Genomic DNA, 15,881 nt, shown 5'->3' on the forward strand with positions numbered 1-15,881 from the left:
GATTTAAACCAAAAAGTTTCAATGTTGCGGTCGGTCGGGTATAATAGCAGACGAACATTTTCTGCGGAAGGGGATGGCCATGTGGAACGAGTTTAAAAAATTCGCCGTCCGCGGCAATGTCATCGACTTGGCCGTCGGGGTCATCATAGGCGGAGCGTTTGGCAAAATCGTGTCTTCGCTCGTCAATGACATCATCATGCCGCTCGTCGGCTTATTGTTGGGAGGCATCAATTTCAGCGGCCTGTCGTGGAAAGTCGGCAAAGCGGAAGTGAAATATGGGGCGTTTATCCAAACGGTCGTCGACTTTTTGATCATCGCGTTTTCGATTTTCCTGTTTGTGAAATTGATCAACACGCTGTATGAACGGGTGAAAAAGCAGGAAGAGGTGAAGGAAACCGCGCCGACGCTGACGAAAGAGGAGGAGCTATTGACAGAAATTCGCGATTTGTTAAAGCAGCAGCGGGAAACGCTGTGAAAGCCTGTCTCGGAGGTGGACAGGCTTTCATGGCGCTGAAACTTCTCAATCGGGTTGATGGAATGGCGGCGAACCTGAAAATCGCAGCCACCCCATCGATGTCCGTTTTCATCGAAGCGCCGCACTCCCGTCAAAGCAGCCAATATGCGAGCGGCGCGGTGAGGATGAGCGTCAAGACGGTGCGTTCGAACCAGATGACCAGCAGCCTCGGCAAGCTGAGCGGAATTTCTGTAGATAAAATGCATGGAATGACAGCGGAAAAGAATAGGATCGCCGAGACGGATACAACAGCAATAATGAATTTTGTGACAAGCGGAGCTTCGGTGACAAGCAAAGCGGGCAAAAACATTTCCGCGATTTCAATGGCCGAAGCTTTCGCAGCCAACAGCGGTTCAGGGATTTGCAACAGAAGGGTGAATGGGTAGAACAGGTAGCCCAACCAGTCAAACAACGGCGTATATTCAGCGAGCAACAGCCCGATCAGTCCGACTGACATAATGGACGGCAAAATGCCCATCGTCATGATGAAGCCATCTCGCAAGTTCTCCCATATGTTTGTCCCAATCCCTTTTGACTGCTCTACCGCCCTCATCGCTTCAGCCCAAGCTTGTTTCATATAGTTGCCCGTTACTTTTTGCTCGGGATCCCCCTTGCCGTCGTAGTATTCATCGCTCATGCGGCTTAGCGGCCAAATCCGAGCGGTGAACGCTGTAACGGCAAACGTGACAAGAAATGTCACCCAAAAATACGTATTCCAGATTGGCATGAGCCCCAATGTTTTCGCCACAACGACCATAAATGTCACGGATACAGTGGAAAAGCCGGTGGCGATGATCGCCGCTTCTTTCACGGTATATTTGCCTTCTTTGAACACTTTATTAGTGATCAATAACCCAATGGAGTAGCTGCCGACAAAGGAAGCGACGGCGTCGATCGCCGAACGGCCCGGCGTTTTCCAAATCGGCCGCATGACGGGTTGCATCCACACACCGACAAATTCAAGCAGCCCGTAACCAACAAGAAGAGCGAGAAAAACCGAGCCAATCGGCACAAGGAGACCGACGGAAATGACGAGTTTGTCATACAAAAACGGCCCCATATTCGGTTGAAACAGCCACGACGGACCGATGTGAAACACAAGCATGACCGCCGTGATCAGTCCTAGAACTTTCAACAGTGAAAAAACGGTTGTCACAGCATCTTTGTTCCACGTTTTTTTGTAAAACGGATAAACGGCACCGAGAGCGATCACGATCAGAGCATAATAAGGAACAAGTGCTGAAAACTGGGTGCGAATCCATGTCACAATATGATCGAGCAAAATCGATGATGTGCCGCCGATGGACACCGGGACGAAAAATACGAAAATGCCGATGGCGCTAAAGACGAAAAACTTCCATGCCCCGCTGGCCGGCGTTGGCGTCGGCACGGATGGCGCTATATTTGTATCCGCTTTCATCTTTCTCCACCCCCATTGTCCTTTTTACCCCAACTTGCGCGGCCGGAAGCATAGCCGCTTCCGGTCGCCAAACGCTTCGACGAAAGAACGTTTCCCTTTTAGATGCACACCTTGCCTTCTTTCACCACCACCCCCCCGCCTTTGATCACCGTCTCAACATGGTTGACTCCGTAATGGTACATGATCTGCACATAATTCGGAACGTTGAACATGACCAAATCCGCCTTCTTCCCCGGCTCGAGGCTGCCGACAAGATGCGCGCGGCCGATGGCGTGGGCGGCGTTGATCGTGGCGGCGGCGATGGCTTCGGCCGGGGTCATGCGCATATGCAGGCAGGCCAAGGTCATGACAAGCGGCAGCGAGACGGTCGGCGACGAACCAGGGTTGCAGTCGGTCGCCAAAGCGACGGGAACGCCGGCGTCGATCAAACGGCGGGCATCGGCGGCTTTTGTCATTAAGAAAAAGGCGGTGCCGGGCAAAAGGACGCCGATGACGCCACGATCGGCCATGCGGCGGATTCCTTCGTCCGACGCCCGAAGCAGGTGGTCGGCGGAGATGGCGCCGACTTCGGCTGCCAGTTCCGCCCCGCCATACGGCTCGATTTCATCGGCGTGGATTTTCGGCGTCAAGCCGTGCGCTTTCCCTGCTTCCAAAATGAGGCGGGCTTGTTCAGGCGTAAACACGCCGCGCTCGCAAAAGACATCGTTGAACTCGGCCAACCCAAGGCGGGCCGCTTCGGGAATCATCTCGTCGATGACAAGGCGGACGTATTCATCCGGATCGTGCTTCCACTCCGGCGGAACGGCGTGGGCGCCAAGAAACGTGGAGACGATATCGACCGGGTGGGTGTCATCGAGACGCTTGGCGACGTTAAGCTGCTTGATTTCGTGCTCAAGGCTTAACCCATAGCCGCTTTTTGCTTCGACGGTCGTGACCCCATGAAGCAAAAACTGATCGAGCCGTCGCTTGCTTTCCTCATACAACATCTCTTCCGACGCCTCGCGCGTCGCTTTTGTCGTGGCATGAATGCCGCCGCCGGCGTTCATGATTTCCATGTACGTCGCTCCATGAAGGCGCATCGTCCATTCGTGTTCGCGGCTGCCGGCGTAAACGAGATGAGTATGAGGATCGACAAGCCCAGGCGTCACCGTTTTGCCCTTAGCGTCAATGACTTCCGCTTCGGCGAGCCGATCGGCAAATTGGCGGGCCAGTTCATCGTCCGCACCAACCGCCACGATCGTGCCATGTTCGATCCAGACGCTGCCGTTTTCGATGATGCCTAGATCGCTCATCTTCTCCTTGACGAGCGGAGCCGCGGAGCTTCCCGCCAGCGTCACGAGCTGGCGGGCGCGGCGGACAAAAAGCGGGCGCATAGGCGGTTCTCCTTTCTATTTCAACATCGGCATATCGATGCCTTTTTCTTTCGCCGTCCGGATGGCGAGCTCATAGCCGGCATCGGCGTGGCGGACCACACCAAGCCCCGGGTCGGTCGTCAACACCCGTTCCAACCGTTTTTCCGCCTCTTTCGTGCCGTCGGCGACGATGACCATGCCGGCGTGAATCGAGTAGCCCATGCCGACGCCGCCGCCGTGGTGAACCGACACCCAGCTCGCGCCGCCAACCGCATTCAACAGCGCATTTAAAATCGGCCAGTCGGCGATGGCGTCGCTTCCGTCTTTCATTCCTTCCGTCTCCCGGTTCGGCGAAGCAACGGAGCCCGAATCCAAATGATCGCGACCGATGACGATCGGCGCTTTCAGCTCGCCTTTGGCCACCATGTCGTTGATGATTTTGCCAAATTTCGCCCGCTCGCCGTAGCCGAGCCAACAAATGCGCGCCGGCAGCCCTTGGAATTGAATGCGTTTTTGCGCCATGCGAATCCAATGGCAAAGCCGCTCATTGTCGCGAAATTCACGCAAAATGACTTCATCGGTTTTGTAAATATCCTCAGGATCGCCCGAGAGCGCCACCCAGCGGAACGGCCCTTTTCCTTCGCAAAAGAGCGGGCGGATGTAGGCCGGCACAAAGCCCGGGAAGGAAAAGGCGTCGTCCACCCCTTCGTCTTTTGCCACTTGGCGGATGTTGTTGCCGTAATCAAACGTCACCGCCCCTTGCTTTTGCATCGCCAGCATCGCCCGCACATGCGCGGCGATCGACTGTTTTGCACGGGCGATGTACTGCTTCGGATCGCGCGCCCTGAGTTCGGCGGCCTCATCAAGCGTAAGGCCAGCCGGGATGTAGCCGTTTAACGGATCATGGGCGGACGTTTGATCGGTCAAGACGTCCGGAACAAAGCCCATTTCGACGAGACGCGGCAACACTTCAGCCGCATTGCCGACAAGGCCGATTGACAGCGCTTTTTTCTCTTCCTTCGCTCGTTTCGCCATCGCAAGCGCCGCCTCCAAGCTGTCGGTCATCGTGTCGAGATATTTCGTATCAAGGCGGCGCTGAATGCGGGCCGGATCGATTTCGACAGCGAGGCAGACGCCGCCATTCATCGTCACCGCGAGCGGCTGCGCCCCGCCCATGCCGCCAAGGCCGGCCGTTAGCGTGATCGTCCCGGCCAGCGTGCCGCCAAAGTGCTGGCGCGCCACTTCGGCAAACGTTTCATACGTTCCTTGAACGATTCCTTGGCTGCCGATGTAAATCCAGCTGCCAGCCGTCATTTGTCCGTACATGATCAATCCTTTTTTGTCGAGCTCATGGAAATGATCCCACGTCGCCCATGCGGGCACGAGGTTGGAGTTGGCGATCAGCACGCGCGGGGCGTCCGGATGCGTGCGAAATACCGCCACCGGCTTGCCGGATTGAATGAGCAACGTTTCATCGTTTTCTAAACGAAGAAGGGTGTCCACAATCGCCTCGTAACATTCCCAGTTGCGCGCCGCCTTGCCGATGCCGCCGTAGACGATCAACTCATCCGGCCGCTCGGCGACATCGGGATGCAAATTGTTGTTCAGCATCCGCAGCGCCGCTTCTTGAATCCATCCTTTCGCCCGCCGCTCAGTTCCCGCGGGCGGGCTGACGGTCCGTTTTTCTGCCATCGTCATCCTCTCCTTTTTCCTCTTTGCTTTTCATTGTAAGGGAGCGAAGAAGGAGAAGATAGGCGCACGTCTTTTAAAAGTGATCACATTTTTTTGAATTTTCTATTTCCTCTCCGTTTTATTTGTTCATTTTTTTCGATATCGATCCATTTCTTTTGAAACATACGCCGCCCCCTCTCGCCCGCGATCCGGCAAGGCTGCGCTTTGCCACAGACAAAACCGCCTACCGCGGCGATGGCGGTTTCGGCCGTTGTTCGTCGCGATAGGCGGTCGGCGTCTCATTCAGTTCGGCTTTGAAGACGCGCGTCAAATAATGGGCGGTGCGAAACCCGGTTTGTTCGGCGATTTCTTTGATCGACAAGTCCGTCTGCCGAAGCAGCCGCTTCGCTTCCTCAAGCCGCCGATTCGTCAGCCACTGGCGAAACGTCACGCCCCGCTTTTTCGACAACAAATGGCTGAAATACGCGGGACTGCGCCCGGCAGCGGCCGCGACCCGCTCAAGCGTGAGCGACGGATCGCGAAAATGCGCCTCCATATAGCGGAGGCCGCGCTCCACAGGGTCGACGCGCGCGTCTTCCGCGGCCTGCTTGGCCTCATGGAACAACCGATATAAAAATAAAATCAATTCTTGAACGATGCGATACAAGACGGGATTGTACAAAATGTCTTGAAAGATGCGCATATATTCGCGTTCGGTTCCGCCGCGGTCCAGGCGGTACGTTTTCATAAAGCGGCGGATTTGCGCCAAAATGCTTGTCAGCCGCGTCCGCACCATCTCCGGACTCGGAAACGGCGGCGCCCAATGGGAAAATTCGCGCTGCAGCCACCGTTTCACCGCTTCGTGGTCGAACCGCTCGAGCATTTCGATCCATTGCCGCTGCTCCTCGGGCGTCAAAAACGGATCGAGCTCACGCCACTGTTCGTATTCCGAAGCGGGAGCGATCACTTGGCGATAGCCAATGAAAAACGTCGTCTCGAGCAACCGGCGCGCCGCTTGGTATTGCGCGCGCACCGTCCTCCGGCCATCAGGCGGCATCACGACAACCGCGAGCGGCTCATGATGATCTTCCTCCCAATCGCGTAGCAGCTTCCACGCCTCTTCTTTCCCGTCGCCCGGCAAATCGGGAAGCAGGCAAACCGCCATACGGGTGAGCGGCAATACACGCGCCCGTCCGCGAAACGGGTAATCCATCAAGAAACGGATCACTTCTTGAGACAAAGCGGGCTGTTCCGCCTGCACAAGCCATACATGCGCGGAGGCCGCGGAAGGAACATCGCAAAACAAGGAGCGGTAATCGTCGTGATGGACGTCCAATCCCGCCGGCAAGCCTGGGCGTCCCGGGGAACGCGACGCCGCCGCCCGCAGCGCCTGCTTCAGCTTGGCGGGCTCAAGCGGCTTCACAAGCAAATCGACGCATTGCCAGTCGATGGCTTGTTTCGCCCGCGCGAACGTCGCCTCGGCCGTTGCGGCAATCACCCGTTGGCAAAACAAGCGGACGTGGGCGGTCGCCTGCGGCCATCGTTCATACGGAATCATATCGAGTTCGACGTACAACAGCTCCGGCGCCTCCCGCTCCAAAACGGCCATCATCTCCTCCACGGTGGCTGCCGTATACACCCGCTCAATCGGCAAGGAATACGCGGACACGAGCCAGCGGATCGCTTCCCGTTCTTTGTCATCCCGTTCGGCAATGACCAATTTCACGTTCTCACCGCCTTGGCTGCAAGCGTTGAAAATGAAGGAGCGCCTCCATGCAAAAGGCGGCCGCCAACGCCACCGTTTTTCCGCCTTCATCCAAGAGTGGATTGACTTCGCAAAGGTCGACGCTGATCGTTTTCGGATGGGAAACGATTCGGCGGATGAGCGCGCGCGCCAGAGACGGGGCAAGCCCAAACGGCGACGGCGCGCTCACCCCCGGCGCGGCGGCCGCGCTGATGGCGTCCATGCAAAAGGTGAGCATCACCGCATCATGATCGGCGGCAAATTTCTCAATTTGTTCATAGGCAGCCTCGATCGGCCCTGCGGTCAGCTCGTCTTCCAGCATGTAACGGCACCGATACGTCTCGGCGTCCGCAAACAGCGCCGCCGTATTGCCGAGCCGCTGAATGCCAAGGCAGAAGTAGCTCACTTGATCGTCTTGATCCAATATTTGCCGAAACATCGTCCCGGATGTCGGCCCGTCATCATACGGCCGCAAGTCGAAATGGGCGTCAATGTTGAGGATGCCAAGGCGGGCATCCGTCCCAAGCGCTTCCCGGACGCCCAAGTAATGCCCATACGCCGTCTCATGGCCGCCGCCGATCACGATAGGAGCCATGTTGTGTTGCAACAGGCGGGCGACCGCCTTCCCAAGTTCAGTCTGGCTTTGTTCGAGCCGTTCATCGACGCAAACGACATCGCCAGCGTCATAGACAACGACCCCTTCCGGAAGATGCCAAGGCAGGCGGGCGAGCGCGGCTTTGACGGCGGCAGGCGCCTCTTTCGCCCCTTGGCGTCCTTGGTTGCGGCGCACGCCTTCGTCGCACGCAAACCCGATGAATGCCGCCGCTCGTTCCACCGTCTCCAATGGTTGGGACAAGTCGAGCAAGCGAATGCGCTGATGAAGGCGAAACGCCTGCTCATCGCTCACGCTGTCAATCCGTCCCGTCCAACGACCGGCGTCTGGCGGTTGATACATGAGACCATCTCCTTTCCATCATCCGCTGTTTGTTTCTTTCGCCGCCGCTTTGCCGTACTCCTCCCTTGCGCACGAAAAAGAGGAAATCGCCGCCGTTTGGCGAATAAAACATCCATGAGCTCATTTCGCTCACCACCCGATGAAAATCGCTGCTTTAGGATCCATGATGTTCACCGAAACGATCCGCGGGCGGCGTTTTGCCCTCCATCCGGGCATGAAAATGACCCCATTTTCATGGAAACGCAATGGATGACAGAAAGGATGTTCGAGATGAAGCCAATTACCAACTTGCATGACGTCATTGCCGGAAAAAGCGCGCCGCCGCCGTGCGATGAGACGCTCGGCGTCCGCCTGGCGGAAGCCCGGGACGGCTATGCGAAAGGGGTATGGACGATCCATGAATCGCTCCTCAACGGCAACGGGGTGATCATGGGCGGGTTCGTCGGGGCGGCGGCGGACATTCTCATGGCGTATGCGGTGACGACCTTGCTTCGCGATGACCAAATGCACGCCTCCATCAACTTGCAGACGACGTTTCACCGCCCCGCGGCGGCAGGGGAAGCTGAAGTGGAAGCGCGAGTGGAAAAGTTCGGGAAAACTGTCGCCTACGTGACTGCCGTCGTCCGGCAAAACGGCAAAGAAGTGGCGAGCGCGACCTCCTCGGTGCTGATTATGGATAAACCGTAAAAAAGCGCTTTCGTTTATGGAAGGGAAGTGAAACGCTGGCGCCGAGGCAGACGCCAAACCGGTCCAACTGAATCGGGCTGTTGGCAGCAGCCATGCCTAGAAGCGTTCGATCGGCAACCTGTTTCGCCCCGCCATCCAAGGATGAACATGTCACTTGTGAAGATGTCCGCTTTTTCCCAAGCGGGATCGAGCGCAACGAGCGAAGCGCCGGAGAAAACGCTGTCAAAAACAGCCGCCCTCCGGCGCTTTTCGTTTGCTTGTCATCCCTGGACAAACGTTTTCGGCATGACGACCGCGACGACTTGCCCGCGGGCGCACAGTTCGCCGTTGGCGAACACTTCGGTGTCCACTTGCCATTTTTTCGGGTGAATCTCCGTCACCGTTCCGACGGCGACAAGCGGCACGCCATGCGGCGTCGGCTTGACAAAGTCGACATGAAGCGACGCGGTGACAAAGCGCGGCGGCGTTTCCCCGCTTCCCGGCTCATGGCCGTTTTTCCGATGCAAGGCGAGCGCCGCCGACCCGGTGCCATGGCAGTCGATGAGCGAGGCGATCAGCCCGCCGTACACAAACCCAGGGATCGCCGTATGTTCCGGGCGCGGCGTGTAGACGGTCACCGTTTTGTCCCCGTCCCAGCCGGTGCGGAAATGATGGCCTTGCTCATTCAGCCGTCCGCAGCCATAGCACCAGGCAAATTCATCCGGGTAGTCGTCTTGAATGGCGTGGATAACTTGCGGCTCCATCTGTTCTCCTCCTCTCCCCTTTACCTATACGCGGTGCACTCCCTATTTTCCTTCTTGCACGGCAAAAGGCGGCCATACCGATGGCCGCCTTCCCCTTCGTTCATTGCGCCGGCTCGTAAAACTCGATCCATTCGCCGTCCGGGCCAAGGAAAAATAAGTATTTCGCCCCATTTGGGAGCGTTGTAATTTCATCCCACACTAGCGGGACGCCGAGCGACTGAAGCCGTTCTTTTTCCTGCTCGATGCCTTCGACCGTAAACGCCACGTGGTGCACTTTTCCTTCCGTCGGCAAGTTCGGGTTGTATCCTTCGATCAGCTCGACGATGATCGAGCCGTCAATCCCTAAAAACGCCAGTTTCATCGTTCCGTTCGTATGAATCATTTCGTCAAGCAACTCCAGGCCGACGACGTTTTGGTAAAATGCCTTTGATGCCTCGATGTCTTTTACTTGAATGCCGACATGCTCAAATTTTTTGACTGCCATTCGTCCTCTTCCTTTCTATGACTCCATTAACCATACAGCTTGTAAATACGGCGTCATCCGCATTGGAAAAACCCCTTTTTTCCCAAGCTCTGTCCATATGTAGCGATCAAGGGCGTACGGTCCGTCCGCCTTCCATTCGTCCGCCTCGCTGTCGGTCAACAACACTGAAAAGGTTGTCCCTTGCGCTTTCCCATACAAGTGGGTATATCCGCCCCCGCGGTCGACATGAACCGCCGCTTCAGGGTCAAACCGAATCAGCTCCGCCTGCACGCAGCGCATGACATGAACGGCGAACGCAGCGGCACGGAGATGAGCGGCCATGCAAGCTCGGATCGACATGTCCCTCTTCACTATTTCCCCCTTCACCCCCTATCGACAAAAACCCCTTTCGCCTCGGAATGATGCGAAAGGGGGCAACCGTTCTTATCATCCAAAGCGAGACCGCTTTGCGGGTGTTAGCACCTTGCCGGCGGCAGGTTGCTGTGGGGTCATCAAGCCCGTTCTCTCGCCCACTCTTGATAAGACGTATGATCATTTGTCTTTCATGTTACCATATCGAATCCCATAGAAGCAATCGCTTTTTTGTTTATTCCGCCACTTCTGGTTGCTCGGACGTGACGCCGACATCTTTCCACGTCAGCTTCGAGCTCGGGTCAACCGTAAAGTTGGCGACACGGTTGTTGACCGCATAGATGGCGGAACGATACAACGTTGGGATGACCGGCACTTCTTCGTTCATTAGCTTTTGCCACTCGCTGTAAATTTTCCGGCGATACTCCTTGTCAAACGCCTGCTCGGAATGGCCTTTTTCCAGCAGCTCATCATTTTTCTCGTTCACCCAACGCGAGTAGTTGAACATGACGTTGCGGCCGTACAGACCGTACGGGTCGACGTCCGTTCCCGTTGCCCAAGCGGCAGCGTAAACATCCACTTTCGGGTCATCTTTTTCAACCATGTCATAGAACGAGTTGAACTCCGCCAGACGGCCGTCCACCAATTGGACATCCAAGCCAACGTCTTTCCAGCATTGCATGTAAAACTTCGCCAACGGCTCGGCAATATCGCCGCCGCTCATCGCCAAAAAGTTGATCGTAAACTTTTTGCCGTTCGGATCTTCGCGCAAGCCGTCGCCGTCCACATCTTTATAGCCGGCCTCATCAAGCAGCTGTTTTGCTTTTTCCGGATTATACGTGTACCCTTTGATCGAGCTGTCATGGTATCCCGGGAACGACGGCGGGATCAGCGTGGTCGCCGGGAAGCGCAAGCCGTGGTACAAGCGATCAGCCACTTCTTGGTTGTTGATGGCGTACGCCATGGCTTGGCGCAGCTTTTTGTTCTGGAATTTCGGATTGTCCATCACATTTTCTTGCTTTTTCGCATCCCAATGACCGAGTTTAAAGCCGATATAGTTGTAGGCCAAGTCGATCCTGCCGATGAATTGCAGGTTTTTCGTTCCTTTTGCATTCACGTATTGGTCGGTTGGAAATTCGGCGACGTCGATGTCCCCTTTTTTCAACGCTTGCAACACCACTTGCGGGCTGACGACTTTCAAAATGACGCCGTCCAAGTTCGGTTTGCCCGCCCAATAATCGTCGTTGCGGACGAATTCGACCGATTCGCCCGGAACAATTTTCTTCACTTTAAACGGGCCAAACCCGATTGGATTTTTCCGAATTTTATCTGACTGCGCCAACTGTTTGATCGGCACGTCTTTCAAATAATGCTTCGGCAGCGGGTACGCCCAAATGCCGGTTAACACAGACGGATTTGCATGCTTCCATGTGATCGTCAACGTCTTTTTGTCGATCACTTTAATGCCAGCGATTTTATCAGTTTTGCCGCTATGGTACTCATCCATGCCGACAATGTCTTGAATAAGCGCATCCCCATAGCGAACGCCTGTGTAATCTTTATGACCAATGACCAAGTATGCGTATTCTAAGTCTTCTGCCGTCACTGGCTGGCCGTCATGCCAGTTGACGTTGTCCTTGATGCGAATCGTCATTGTCTTTTTGTCGTCGGACAGTTCATACGTTGCGGCGCCATCGTTTGTAATTTCGTAGTCGCCGTTCGTACGGAACAGCGACTCATCAAAAAACTGCAAAATTTCGGCGTCTGGCGCTCCCGTGTAGAATGCGTAGCTGAGCGTTCCTTCAAACGGCGTGTCGGACACAAGGCCGTATTTTAACACACCGCCGTCGATGATTTTCCCGTCGTTTTTCACGGTCATCGGGAATTTGCTGATGTCTTCTTTTTGCGCCGCTGGTTTTTCCTTGTTGCTGTTTCCGCCGGTCGTTTCCGACTTGCCCGTGCACCCAGCCAGCACGAGCAGGAGCGCGGCGAGCGCCGCCATCCACTTTCGCTTCACTGTTTTTCTCCCCCTTTATCCTAATCGTTGTCTTGCATCAGCCGCGCGTTTTAATGCTTGGCCGATGAAATTTATGCACAGCATCATCACCAAAATAAGCAATGATGCAGGCAGCCATACCCACCATTTGTTTTGCAGCACATCGGGATTGGTCGCATAGCTGACCAGCGTCCCAAGGCTTGGCGTGCTTTCCGGCAGCCCGAACCCCAGGTATGTAAGACCTGACTCAATGCCGATGTTGCCGGCTAAGTTTAACGTCAAATTGACGATGATAATGGAGCTTAAGTTTGGCAAAATTTGAAACAAAATGATTTTCCAATCCGGCGTCCCGAGCGTCTTGGATGCGCTGACATAGTCCAATTCCCGCTCGGCAAGCGTCTTGGCGCGAATGAGCCGGGCTTTGCCCGTCCATAAAAACGCGCTCATAATCAAAATGAACGTCGCCACATTGTATTTCGGGACGATGGCTACAAAGACGATCACCAGCATTAAAAACGGCAAGACGAGAATAAAATCGATGATGCGCATGATGACGTTGTCGATCCAGCCGCCGAAATAGCCGGCCACAAGCCCCACCACAAGGCCGATCGCACCTGTGATCAGCGTAATCGCCAGGCCGATCGTAAAGGAATTGCGGGCTCCAATGATCAGCTGGCCGAACACATCGCGGCCGCCATAATCGGTGCCAAGCCAATGTTCCGCCGATGGCGGCGAATGAATGGCCAAAAAGTCTACCTTTACAATTTCCTCTTGGTCTAAAAAAATGGAAGCGCCGTAGACAATCAGCAAAATGACGGACAATATAATGAGCGAAACAAGAGCCAGCCGATCGCGGACGAGCTCCCGCCACATAATCGAAAGAGCGGAAGGGCTTTTCTCACTGGCTATGTCAACTGGAGCAGGACGGTTCACCTCAATTTTCATATTCCACGCCCCTCCCTTACTCAATGCGAATGCGCGGATCGACCGCACTTAAAATAATGTCAGAAAGCAAGGTTCCCACAAGCGTCGCGACCCCGGAAATCATCACAAGCGCCGTTACGACGCTGTAGTCGCGCTGCATAATCGACTGCAAAAACAGTTGTCCAAGCCCTGGATAACTGTAAATGGACTCTAAAAAAACGGAACCGCCGATGAGACCCGTAATTTCATAGCCTAAAAACGCTGCGATCGGCAAAAACGAATTGCGCAAAATGTGCCGCCAGTAAATCTGGCGTTCTGGAACGCCCTTGGCGCGCGCTGTTTTCACGAAATCTTTCACTTTCGTATCAATGATTTCGCTCCGCAAATATTGAATGGTGACGACCGTGTTGATGAGCGCGCCCGATAAAGCCGGAAGCATGAGATGATTCAACTTGCTTAAATAGTAGGCAAGCGTTCCTTCTTCAACTTGAATGTCCACGCTCCCCCCGGTCGGAAACCAGCCAAGATGGAAACCAAACACAAACAGCATAATCAACGCAAAGATAAACAGTGGTGTCGCATAACCGATATAGCTGTAGCCGACGATCAGCTTGTCAGCCCATGTGTTCGTCCATCGCCCTGATACGACGCCAAGCGGAATGGCGATGAGATAAGTCAACACTAAAATAGCCGCCGACAGCAGGACGGTATTCCCCACTCTTCCAGCCAGCAAGTCGGTCACCGGCTGCTGGTGGGTATAAGACAACCCAAGGTCGCCTTGCAGCATATTTTTCACCCAACGGATATACTGAATATGTACCGGATCGTTAAGGCCGAGCTTTTCCCTCATTTCTTCAAGCGTTTGCGGATCCATTTTCGGATTGGCCGCCAGCTGGCCGGTCAGGGCATCGCCCGGCATCGCTTTCGCCAACAGGAAAATGAGGACGCTTAACAAGAATAACTGCGGAATCATGATCAAAATGCGGCGCAAAATAAACTTTAGCATCGTTCTGTCTTCCCCTCTTTATGGAATAGCCACAGAGTGGGTCGGCGATATAGGCTTAAGCGGGTACGCTCGCCCGGTTTCATCAAAATAGCGCGAATACGCTTGCGCATATTCTTGCTCCACTTCGCGGCGCAGCGCTGTCTGTTTGCCGCGCTCGCGCGGGTCGGCGTTTGGGATCGCCGACAAGAGACGCTTTGTGTAAATGTGCTGCGGATTCGCAAAAATGTCTTCGCTCGTCCCTTCTTCGACGAGCCGGCCGCGGTACATGATGCCGATCCGGTCGCACATATGGCGAATGATCCCGAGGTCATGGCTGATGAACAAATAGGTAAGACCGTAATCTTGTTGAATGTCTTTCATAAAATTCAGCACTTGCGCCTGTACGGACACGTCAAGCGCCGACACCGGCTCATCCGCGATGATCAGCTTCGGATTGAGCATGAGCGCGCGGGCGATGCCGATGCGCTGGCGCTGCCCTCCGGAGAACTCATGCGGATATTTATAAATTGAATCGGCGCTTAATCCGACGCGTTCCAGCATGGATTGGACTTTTTTCCGCTCCTCATGCGGCGAAAGCTTTTCGAAATTGCGCAGCGGCTCAGCGATGATATCAAGCACACGTTTGCGCGGATTGAGGGAAGAATACGGATCTTGGAAAATCATTTGAATGTCCTTGCGATATGGATGAAACTGGCGGCGGGACAATTTCGTCAAATCCGTCCCTTCAAACAGTACCTCGCCGGCCGTCGCACGAATGAGGCCGATGATTGTGCGCCCGGTTGTTGTTTTTCCGCACCCTGATTCGCCGACAAGCCCGTATGTTTCTCCTTGATTCAATGAAAAGCTGACATCGTCAACCGCCTTAACGTAGTCGACGACGCGGCGAAAAAAACCGCCGCGCACCGGATAGTGCACCTTTAAATGCCGCACGTCAAGAAGCACCGTAATCAACCTCTCTTGTCATTTGATCATCGGGAAAGTGAAAATGCCGATAGCACGTGCAACGCACCCAATGTCCAGGCTCCACTTCGCGCAGCTGCGGCTCCGGCTCGTGCTGTTCCGCCCCGATCCAGCTGATGCGCGTTTGAAAACGGCAGCCGCGGCGAGGCAGTTTATGCAGCGGCGGAACAATCCCTTGAATGACATGGAGACGATCTTTTTTCACTTGTGCGGACGGGATCGACTGCAGCAGCGAGCGAGTGTATGGATGAAGCGGCCTATGGAAAATCGTGTCGACATCCGCCAGCTCAACGATTTCGCCTGCATACATCACGGCGACCCGATCGGCCATTTCCGCGACAACCCCTAAATCGTGAGTGATCAATATAATGCTTGTATTCATTTGTCGTTGCAGTTCTTTCAGCAGCTCCATAATTTGCGCTTGAATCGTCACATCAAGCGCCGTCGTCGGCTCATCCGCAATCAAAAGCGACGGCTCGCAGGCAATGGCGATGGCGATGACCACCCGCTGCCGCATTCCTCCAGACAGTTCATGCGGATAACGGTGATACACCTTTTCCGGCTCAGGAATGCCAACCCGTTCAAGAAGTCGAATCGTTCGTTTCTTTTTCTCCGCCGCCGGCAGCCGCAAATGGTAATTCATGCTTTCTTCAATTTGCCGTCCGACGGTCATGAGCGGATTAAGCGCCGTGAGCGGATCTTGAAAGATCATGCCGATCTCCTTGCCGCGAATCCGGTTCAATTCAGAAACAGACAACGACAGCAAGTTTGTCCCTTTAAAAAGCAGACGCCCTTCCACTTTCGTCTTCTCCGGCGGGTGCAGCCCCATGATCGAAAGAGCGAGAGCGCTTTTTCCGCACCCCGACTCGCCGACAAGGGCAACGACTTCGTTTTCCTCAATGGTCAAGGAAACATCATCCACCGCAGCATAATAAGCGCCCTCAATTTGAAACGAGACACGCAGTCGTTCTATTTCCAACAACGGCTGTTTGCTCAATGCACCTTTCCCCTTTAAGTAAAGTTAGTGTAACGAAATTTTAGTCTATATATAATTTTACGATAATATTACACGAT

17 protein-coding genes and 1 riboswitch are annotated in these 15,881 nt (G+C 54.8%); of the genes, 2 read left to right on the plus strand and 15 right to left on the minus strand.

Annotated features, from left to right (window positions below):
• The first annotated feature begins 79 nt into the window (after positions 1-79).
• Positions 80-475, plus strand: a complete 396-nt coding sequence (mscL, locus tag GZ1_RS15695; protein WP_015374498.1) for a large conductance mechanosensitive channel protein MscL — start codon at positions 80-82, stop codon at positions 473-475.
• Between the two features lie 130 nt (positions 476-605).
• Here the strand turns inward: mscL and GZ1_RS15700 are convergent, their stop codons facing one another.
• The 6 genes from GZ1_RS15700 to GZ1_RS19320 form a co-directional block, all read right to left on the minus strand.
• Complete coding sequence (locus GZ1_RS15700; RefSeq protein ID WP_060788839.1) at positions 606-1,934, minus strand: YjiH family protein; 1,329 nt, start codon at positions 1,932-1,934, stop codon at positions 606-608.
• A gap of 98 nt (positions 1,935-2,032) precedes the next feature.
• Positions 2,033-3,307 carry an imidazolonepropionase gene (hutI, locus tag GZ1_RS15705; RefSeq protein ID WP_060788840.1) on the minus strand — a complete coding sequence of 425 codons (1,275 nt, stop codon included), beginning with the start codon at positions 3,305-3,307 and terminating at the stop codon, positions 2,033-2,035.
• A gap of 15 nt (positions 3,308-3,322) precedes the next feature.
• On the minus strand, positions 3,323-4,978 hold the full coding sequence (hutU, locus tag GZ1_RS15710; protein WP_174520693.1) for a urocanate hydratase: 1,656 nt from the start codon (positions 4,976-4,978) through the stop codon (positions 3,323-3,325).
• 223 nt (positions 4,979-5,201) lie between these two features.
• The gene (locus GZ1_RS15715; RefSeq protein WP_060788842.1) at positions 5,202-6,683 is read right to left on the minus strand and encodes a helix-turn-helix domain-containing protein; all 1,482 of its coding nucleotides are present in this window, start codon (positions 6,681-6,683) and stop codon (positions 5,202-5,204) included.
• 4 nt (positions 6,684-6,687) lie between these two features.
• A complete protein-coding gene (gene hutG / locus GZ1_RS15720; protein ID WP_060788843.1) occupies positions 6,688-7,656 on the minus strand; it encodes a formimidoylglutamase in 969 nt (322 codons plus the stop codon).
• On the minus strand, positions 7,613-7,780 hold the full coding sequence (locus GZ1_RS19320) for a hypothetical protein (protein ID WP_167346368.1): 168 nt from the start codon (positions 7,778-7,780) through the stop codon (positions 7,613-7,615). Before GZ1_RS19320 ends, hutG begins: the two co-directional genes overlap by 44 nt.
• Positions 7,781-7,926: 146 nt before the next feature.
• Between GZ1_RS19320 and GZ1_RS15725 the strand changes: the two genes are divergently transcribed.
• The gene (locus tag GZ1_RS15725; RefSeq protein WP_060788852.1) at positions 7,927-8,343 is read left to right on the plus strand and encodes a PaaI family thioesterase; all 417 of its coding nucleotides are present in this window, start codon (positions 7,927-7,929) and stop codon (positions 8,341-8,343) included.
• Here GZ1_RS15725 and GZ1_RS15730 read toward each other — a convergent pair.
• The 9 genes from GZ1_RS15730 to GZ1_RS15770 all read right to left on the minus strand — a co-directional run bounded on the left by GZ1_RS15730 (position 8,327) and on the right by GZ1_RS15770 (position 15,804).
• Positions 8,327-8,569 (minus strand): hypothetical protein, encoded by a 243-nt coding sequence (locus GZ1_RS15730; RefSeq protein WP_157074384.1) that lies wholly within the window; start codon positions 8,567-8,569, stop codon positions 8,327-8,329. The two genes, GZ1_RS15725 and GZ1_RS15730, sit on opposite strands and share 17 nt — an antisense overlap.
• Positions 8,570-8,603: 34 nt before the next feature.
• Positions 8,604-9,086 carry a PaaI family thioesterase gene (locus tag GZ1_RS15735; protein ID WP_060788845.1) on the minus strand — a complete coding sequence of 161 codons (483 nt, stop codon included), beginning with the start codon at positions 9,084-9,086 and terminating at the stop codon, positions 8,604-8,606.
• 100 nt (positions 9,087-9,186) lie between these two features.
• Positions 9,187-9,570: a VOC family protein gene (locus GZ1_RS15740; protein WP_053915145.1), complete on the minus strand. Its 384-nt coding sequence runs from the start codon at positions 9,568-9,570 to the stop codon at positions 9,187-9,189.
• Between the two features lie 15 nt (positions 9,571-9,585).
• Positions 9,586-9,909: a hypothetical protein gene (locus GZ1_RS15745; protein WP_060788846.1), complete on the minus strand. Its 324-nt coding sequence runs from the start codon at positions 9,907-9,909 to the stop codon at positions 9,586-9,588.
• A gap of 81 nt (positions 9,910-9,990) precedes the next feature.
• Positions 9,991-10,095: riboswitch (SAM riboswitch) on the minus strand.
• Positions 10,096-10,156: 61 nt separating this feature from the next.
• Positions 10,157-11,938, minus strand: a complete 1,782-nt coding sequence (opp4A, locus tag GZ1_RS15750; protein ID WP_060788847.1) for an oligopeptide ABC transporter substrate-binding protein — start codon at positions 11,936-11,938, stop codon at positions 10,157-10,159.
• 15 nt (positions 11,939-11,953) lie between these two features.
• Positions 11,954-12,862, minus strand: a complete 909-nt coding sequence (locus tag GZ1_RS15755; protein WP_060788848.1) for an ABC transporter permease — start codon at positions 12,860-12,862, stop codon at positions 11,954-11,956.
• Positions 12,863-12,878: 16 nt separating this feature from the next.
• Complete coding sequence (opp4B, locus tag GZ1_RS15760) at positions 12,879-13,847, minus strand: oligopeptide ABC transporter permease (RefSeq protein WP_060788849.1); 969 nt, start codon at positions 13,845-13,847, stop codon at positions 12,879-12,881.
• An 18-nt stretch (positions 13,848-13,865) separates the two neighbouring features.
• On the minus strand, positions 13,866-14,789 hold the full coding sequence (locus GZ1_RS15765) for an ABC transporter ATP-binding protein (protein ID WP_060788850.1): 924 nt from the start codon (positions 14,787-14,789) through the stop codon (positions 13,866-13,868).
• Positions 14,779-15,804 (minus strand): ABC transporter ATP-binding protein, encoded by a 1,026-nt coding sequence (locus tag GZ1_RS15770; protein ID WP_060788851.1) that lies wholly within the window; start codon positions 15,802-15,804, stop codon positions 14,779-14,781. Before GZ1_RS15770 ends, GZ1_RS15765 begins: the two co-directional genes overlap by 11 nt.
• Positions 15,805-15,881: the final 77 nt, after the last annotated feature.

The organism is Geobacillus zalihae NBRC 101842 (assembly GCF_001544135.1).
Taxonomy (GTDB): Bacteria; Bacillota; Bacilli; order Bacillales; family Anoxybacillaceae; genus Geobacillus; species Geobacillus zalihae.

Excerpts from the sequence above, each read along its gene's own strand:
- GZ1_RS15735 (WP_060788845.1), bottom strand. The coding sequence starts at position 9,086 with ATGGAGCCGCAAGTTATCCACGCCATTCAAGACGACTACCCGGATGAA.
- hutG (WP_060788843.1), bottom strand. The coding sequence starts at position 7,656 with ATGTATCAACCGCCAGACGCCGGTCGTTGGACGGGACGGATTGACAGC.
- hutU (WP_174520693.1), bottom strand. The coding sequence starts at position 4,978 with ATGGCAGAAAAACGGACCGTCAGCCCGCCCGCGGGAACTGAGCGGCGG.
- mscL (WP_015374498.1), top strand. The coding sequence starts at position 80 with ATGTGGAACGAGTTTAAAAAATTCGCCGTCCGCGGCAATGTCATCGAC.
- GZ1_RS15755 (WP_060788848.1), bottom strand. The coding sequence starts at position 12,862 with ATGAAAATTGAGGTGAACCGTCCTGCTCCAGTTGACATAGCCAGTGAG.
- GZ1_RS15740 (WP_053915145.1), bottom strand. The coding sequence starts at position 9,570 with ATGGCAGTCAAAAAATTTGAGCATGTCGGCATTCAAGTAAAAGACATC.
- hutI (WP_060788840.1), bottom strand. The coding sequence starts at position 3,307 with ATGCGCCCGCTTTTTGTCCGCCGCGCCCGCCAGCTCGTGACGCTGGCG.
- opp4B (WP_060788849.1), bottom strand. The coding sequence starts at position 13,847 with ATGCTAAAGTTTATTTTGCGCCGCATTTTGATCATGATTCCGCAGTTA.
- GZ1_RS15745 (WP_060788846.1), bottom strand. The coding sequence starts at position 9,909 with ATGTCGATCCGAGCTTGCATGGCCGCTCATCTCCGTGCCGCTGCGTTC.
- GZ1_RS15725 (WP_060788852.1), top strand. The coding sequence starts at position 7,927 with ATGAAGCCAATTACCAACTTGCATGACGTCATTGCCGGAAAAAGCGCG.
- GZ1_RS19320 (WP_167346368.1), bottom strand. The coding sequence starts at position 7,780 with ATGAGCTCATGGATGTTTTATTCGCCAAACGGCGGCGATTTCCTCTTT.
- GZ1_RS15700 (WP_060788839.1), bottom strand. The coding sequence starts at position 1,934 with ATGAAAGCGGATACAAATATAGCGCCATCCGTGCCGACGCCAACGCCG.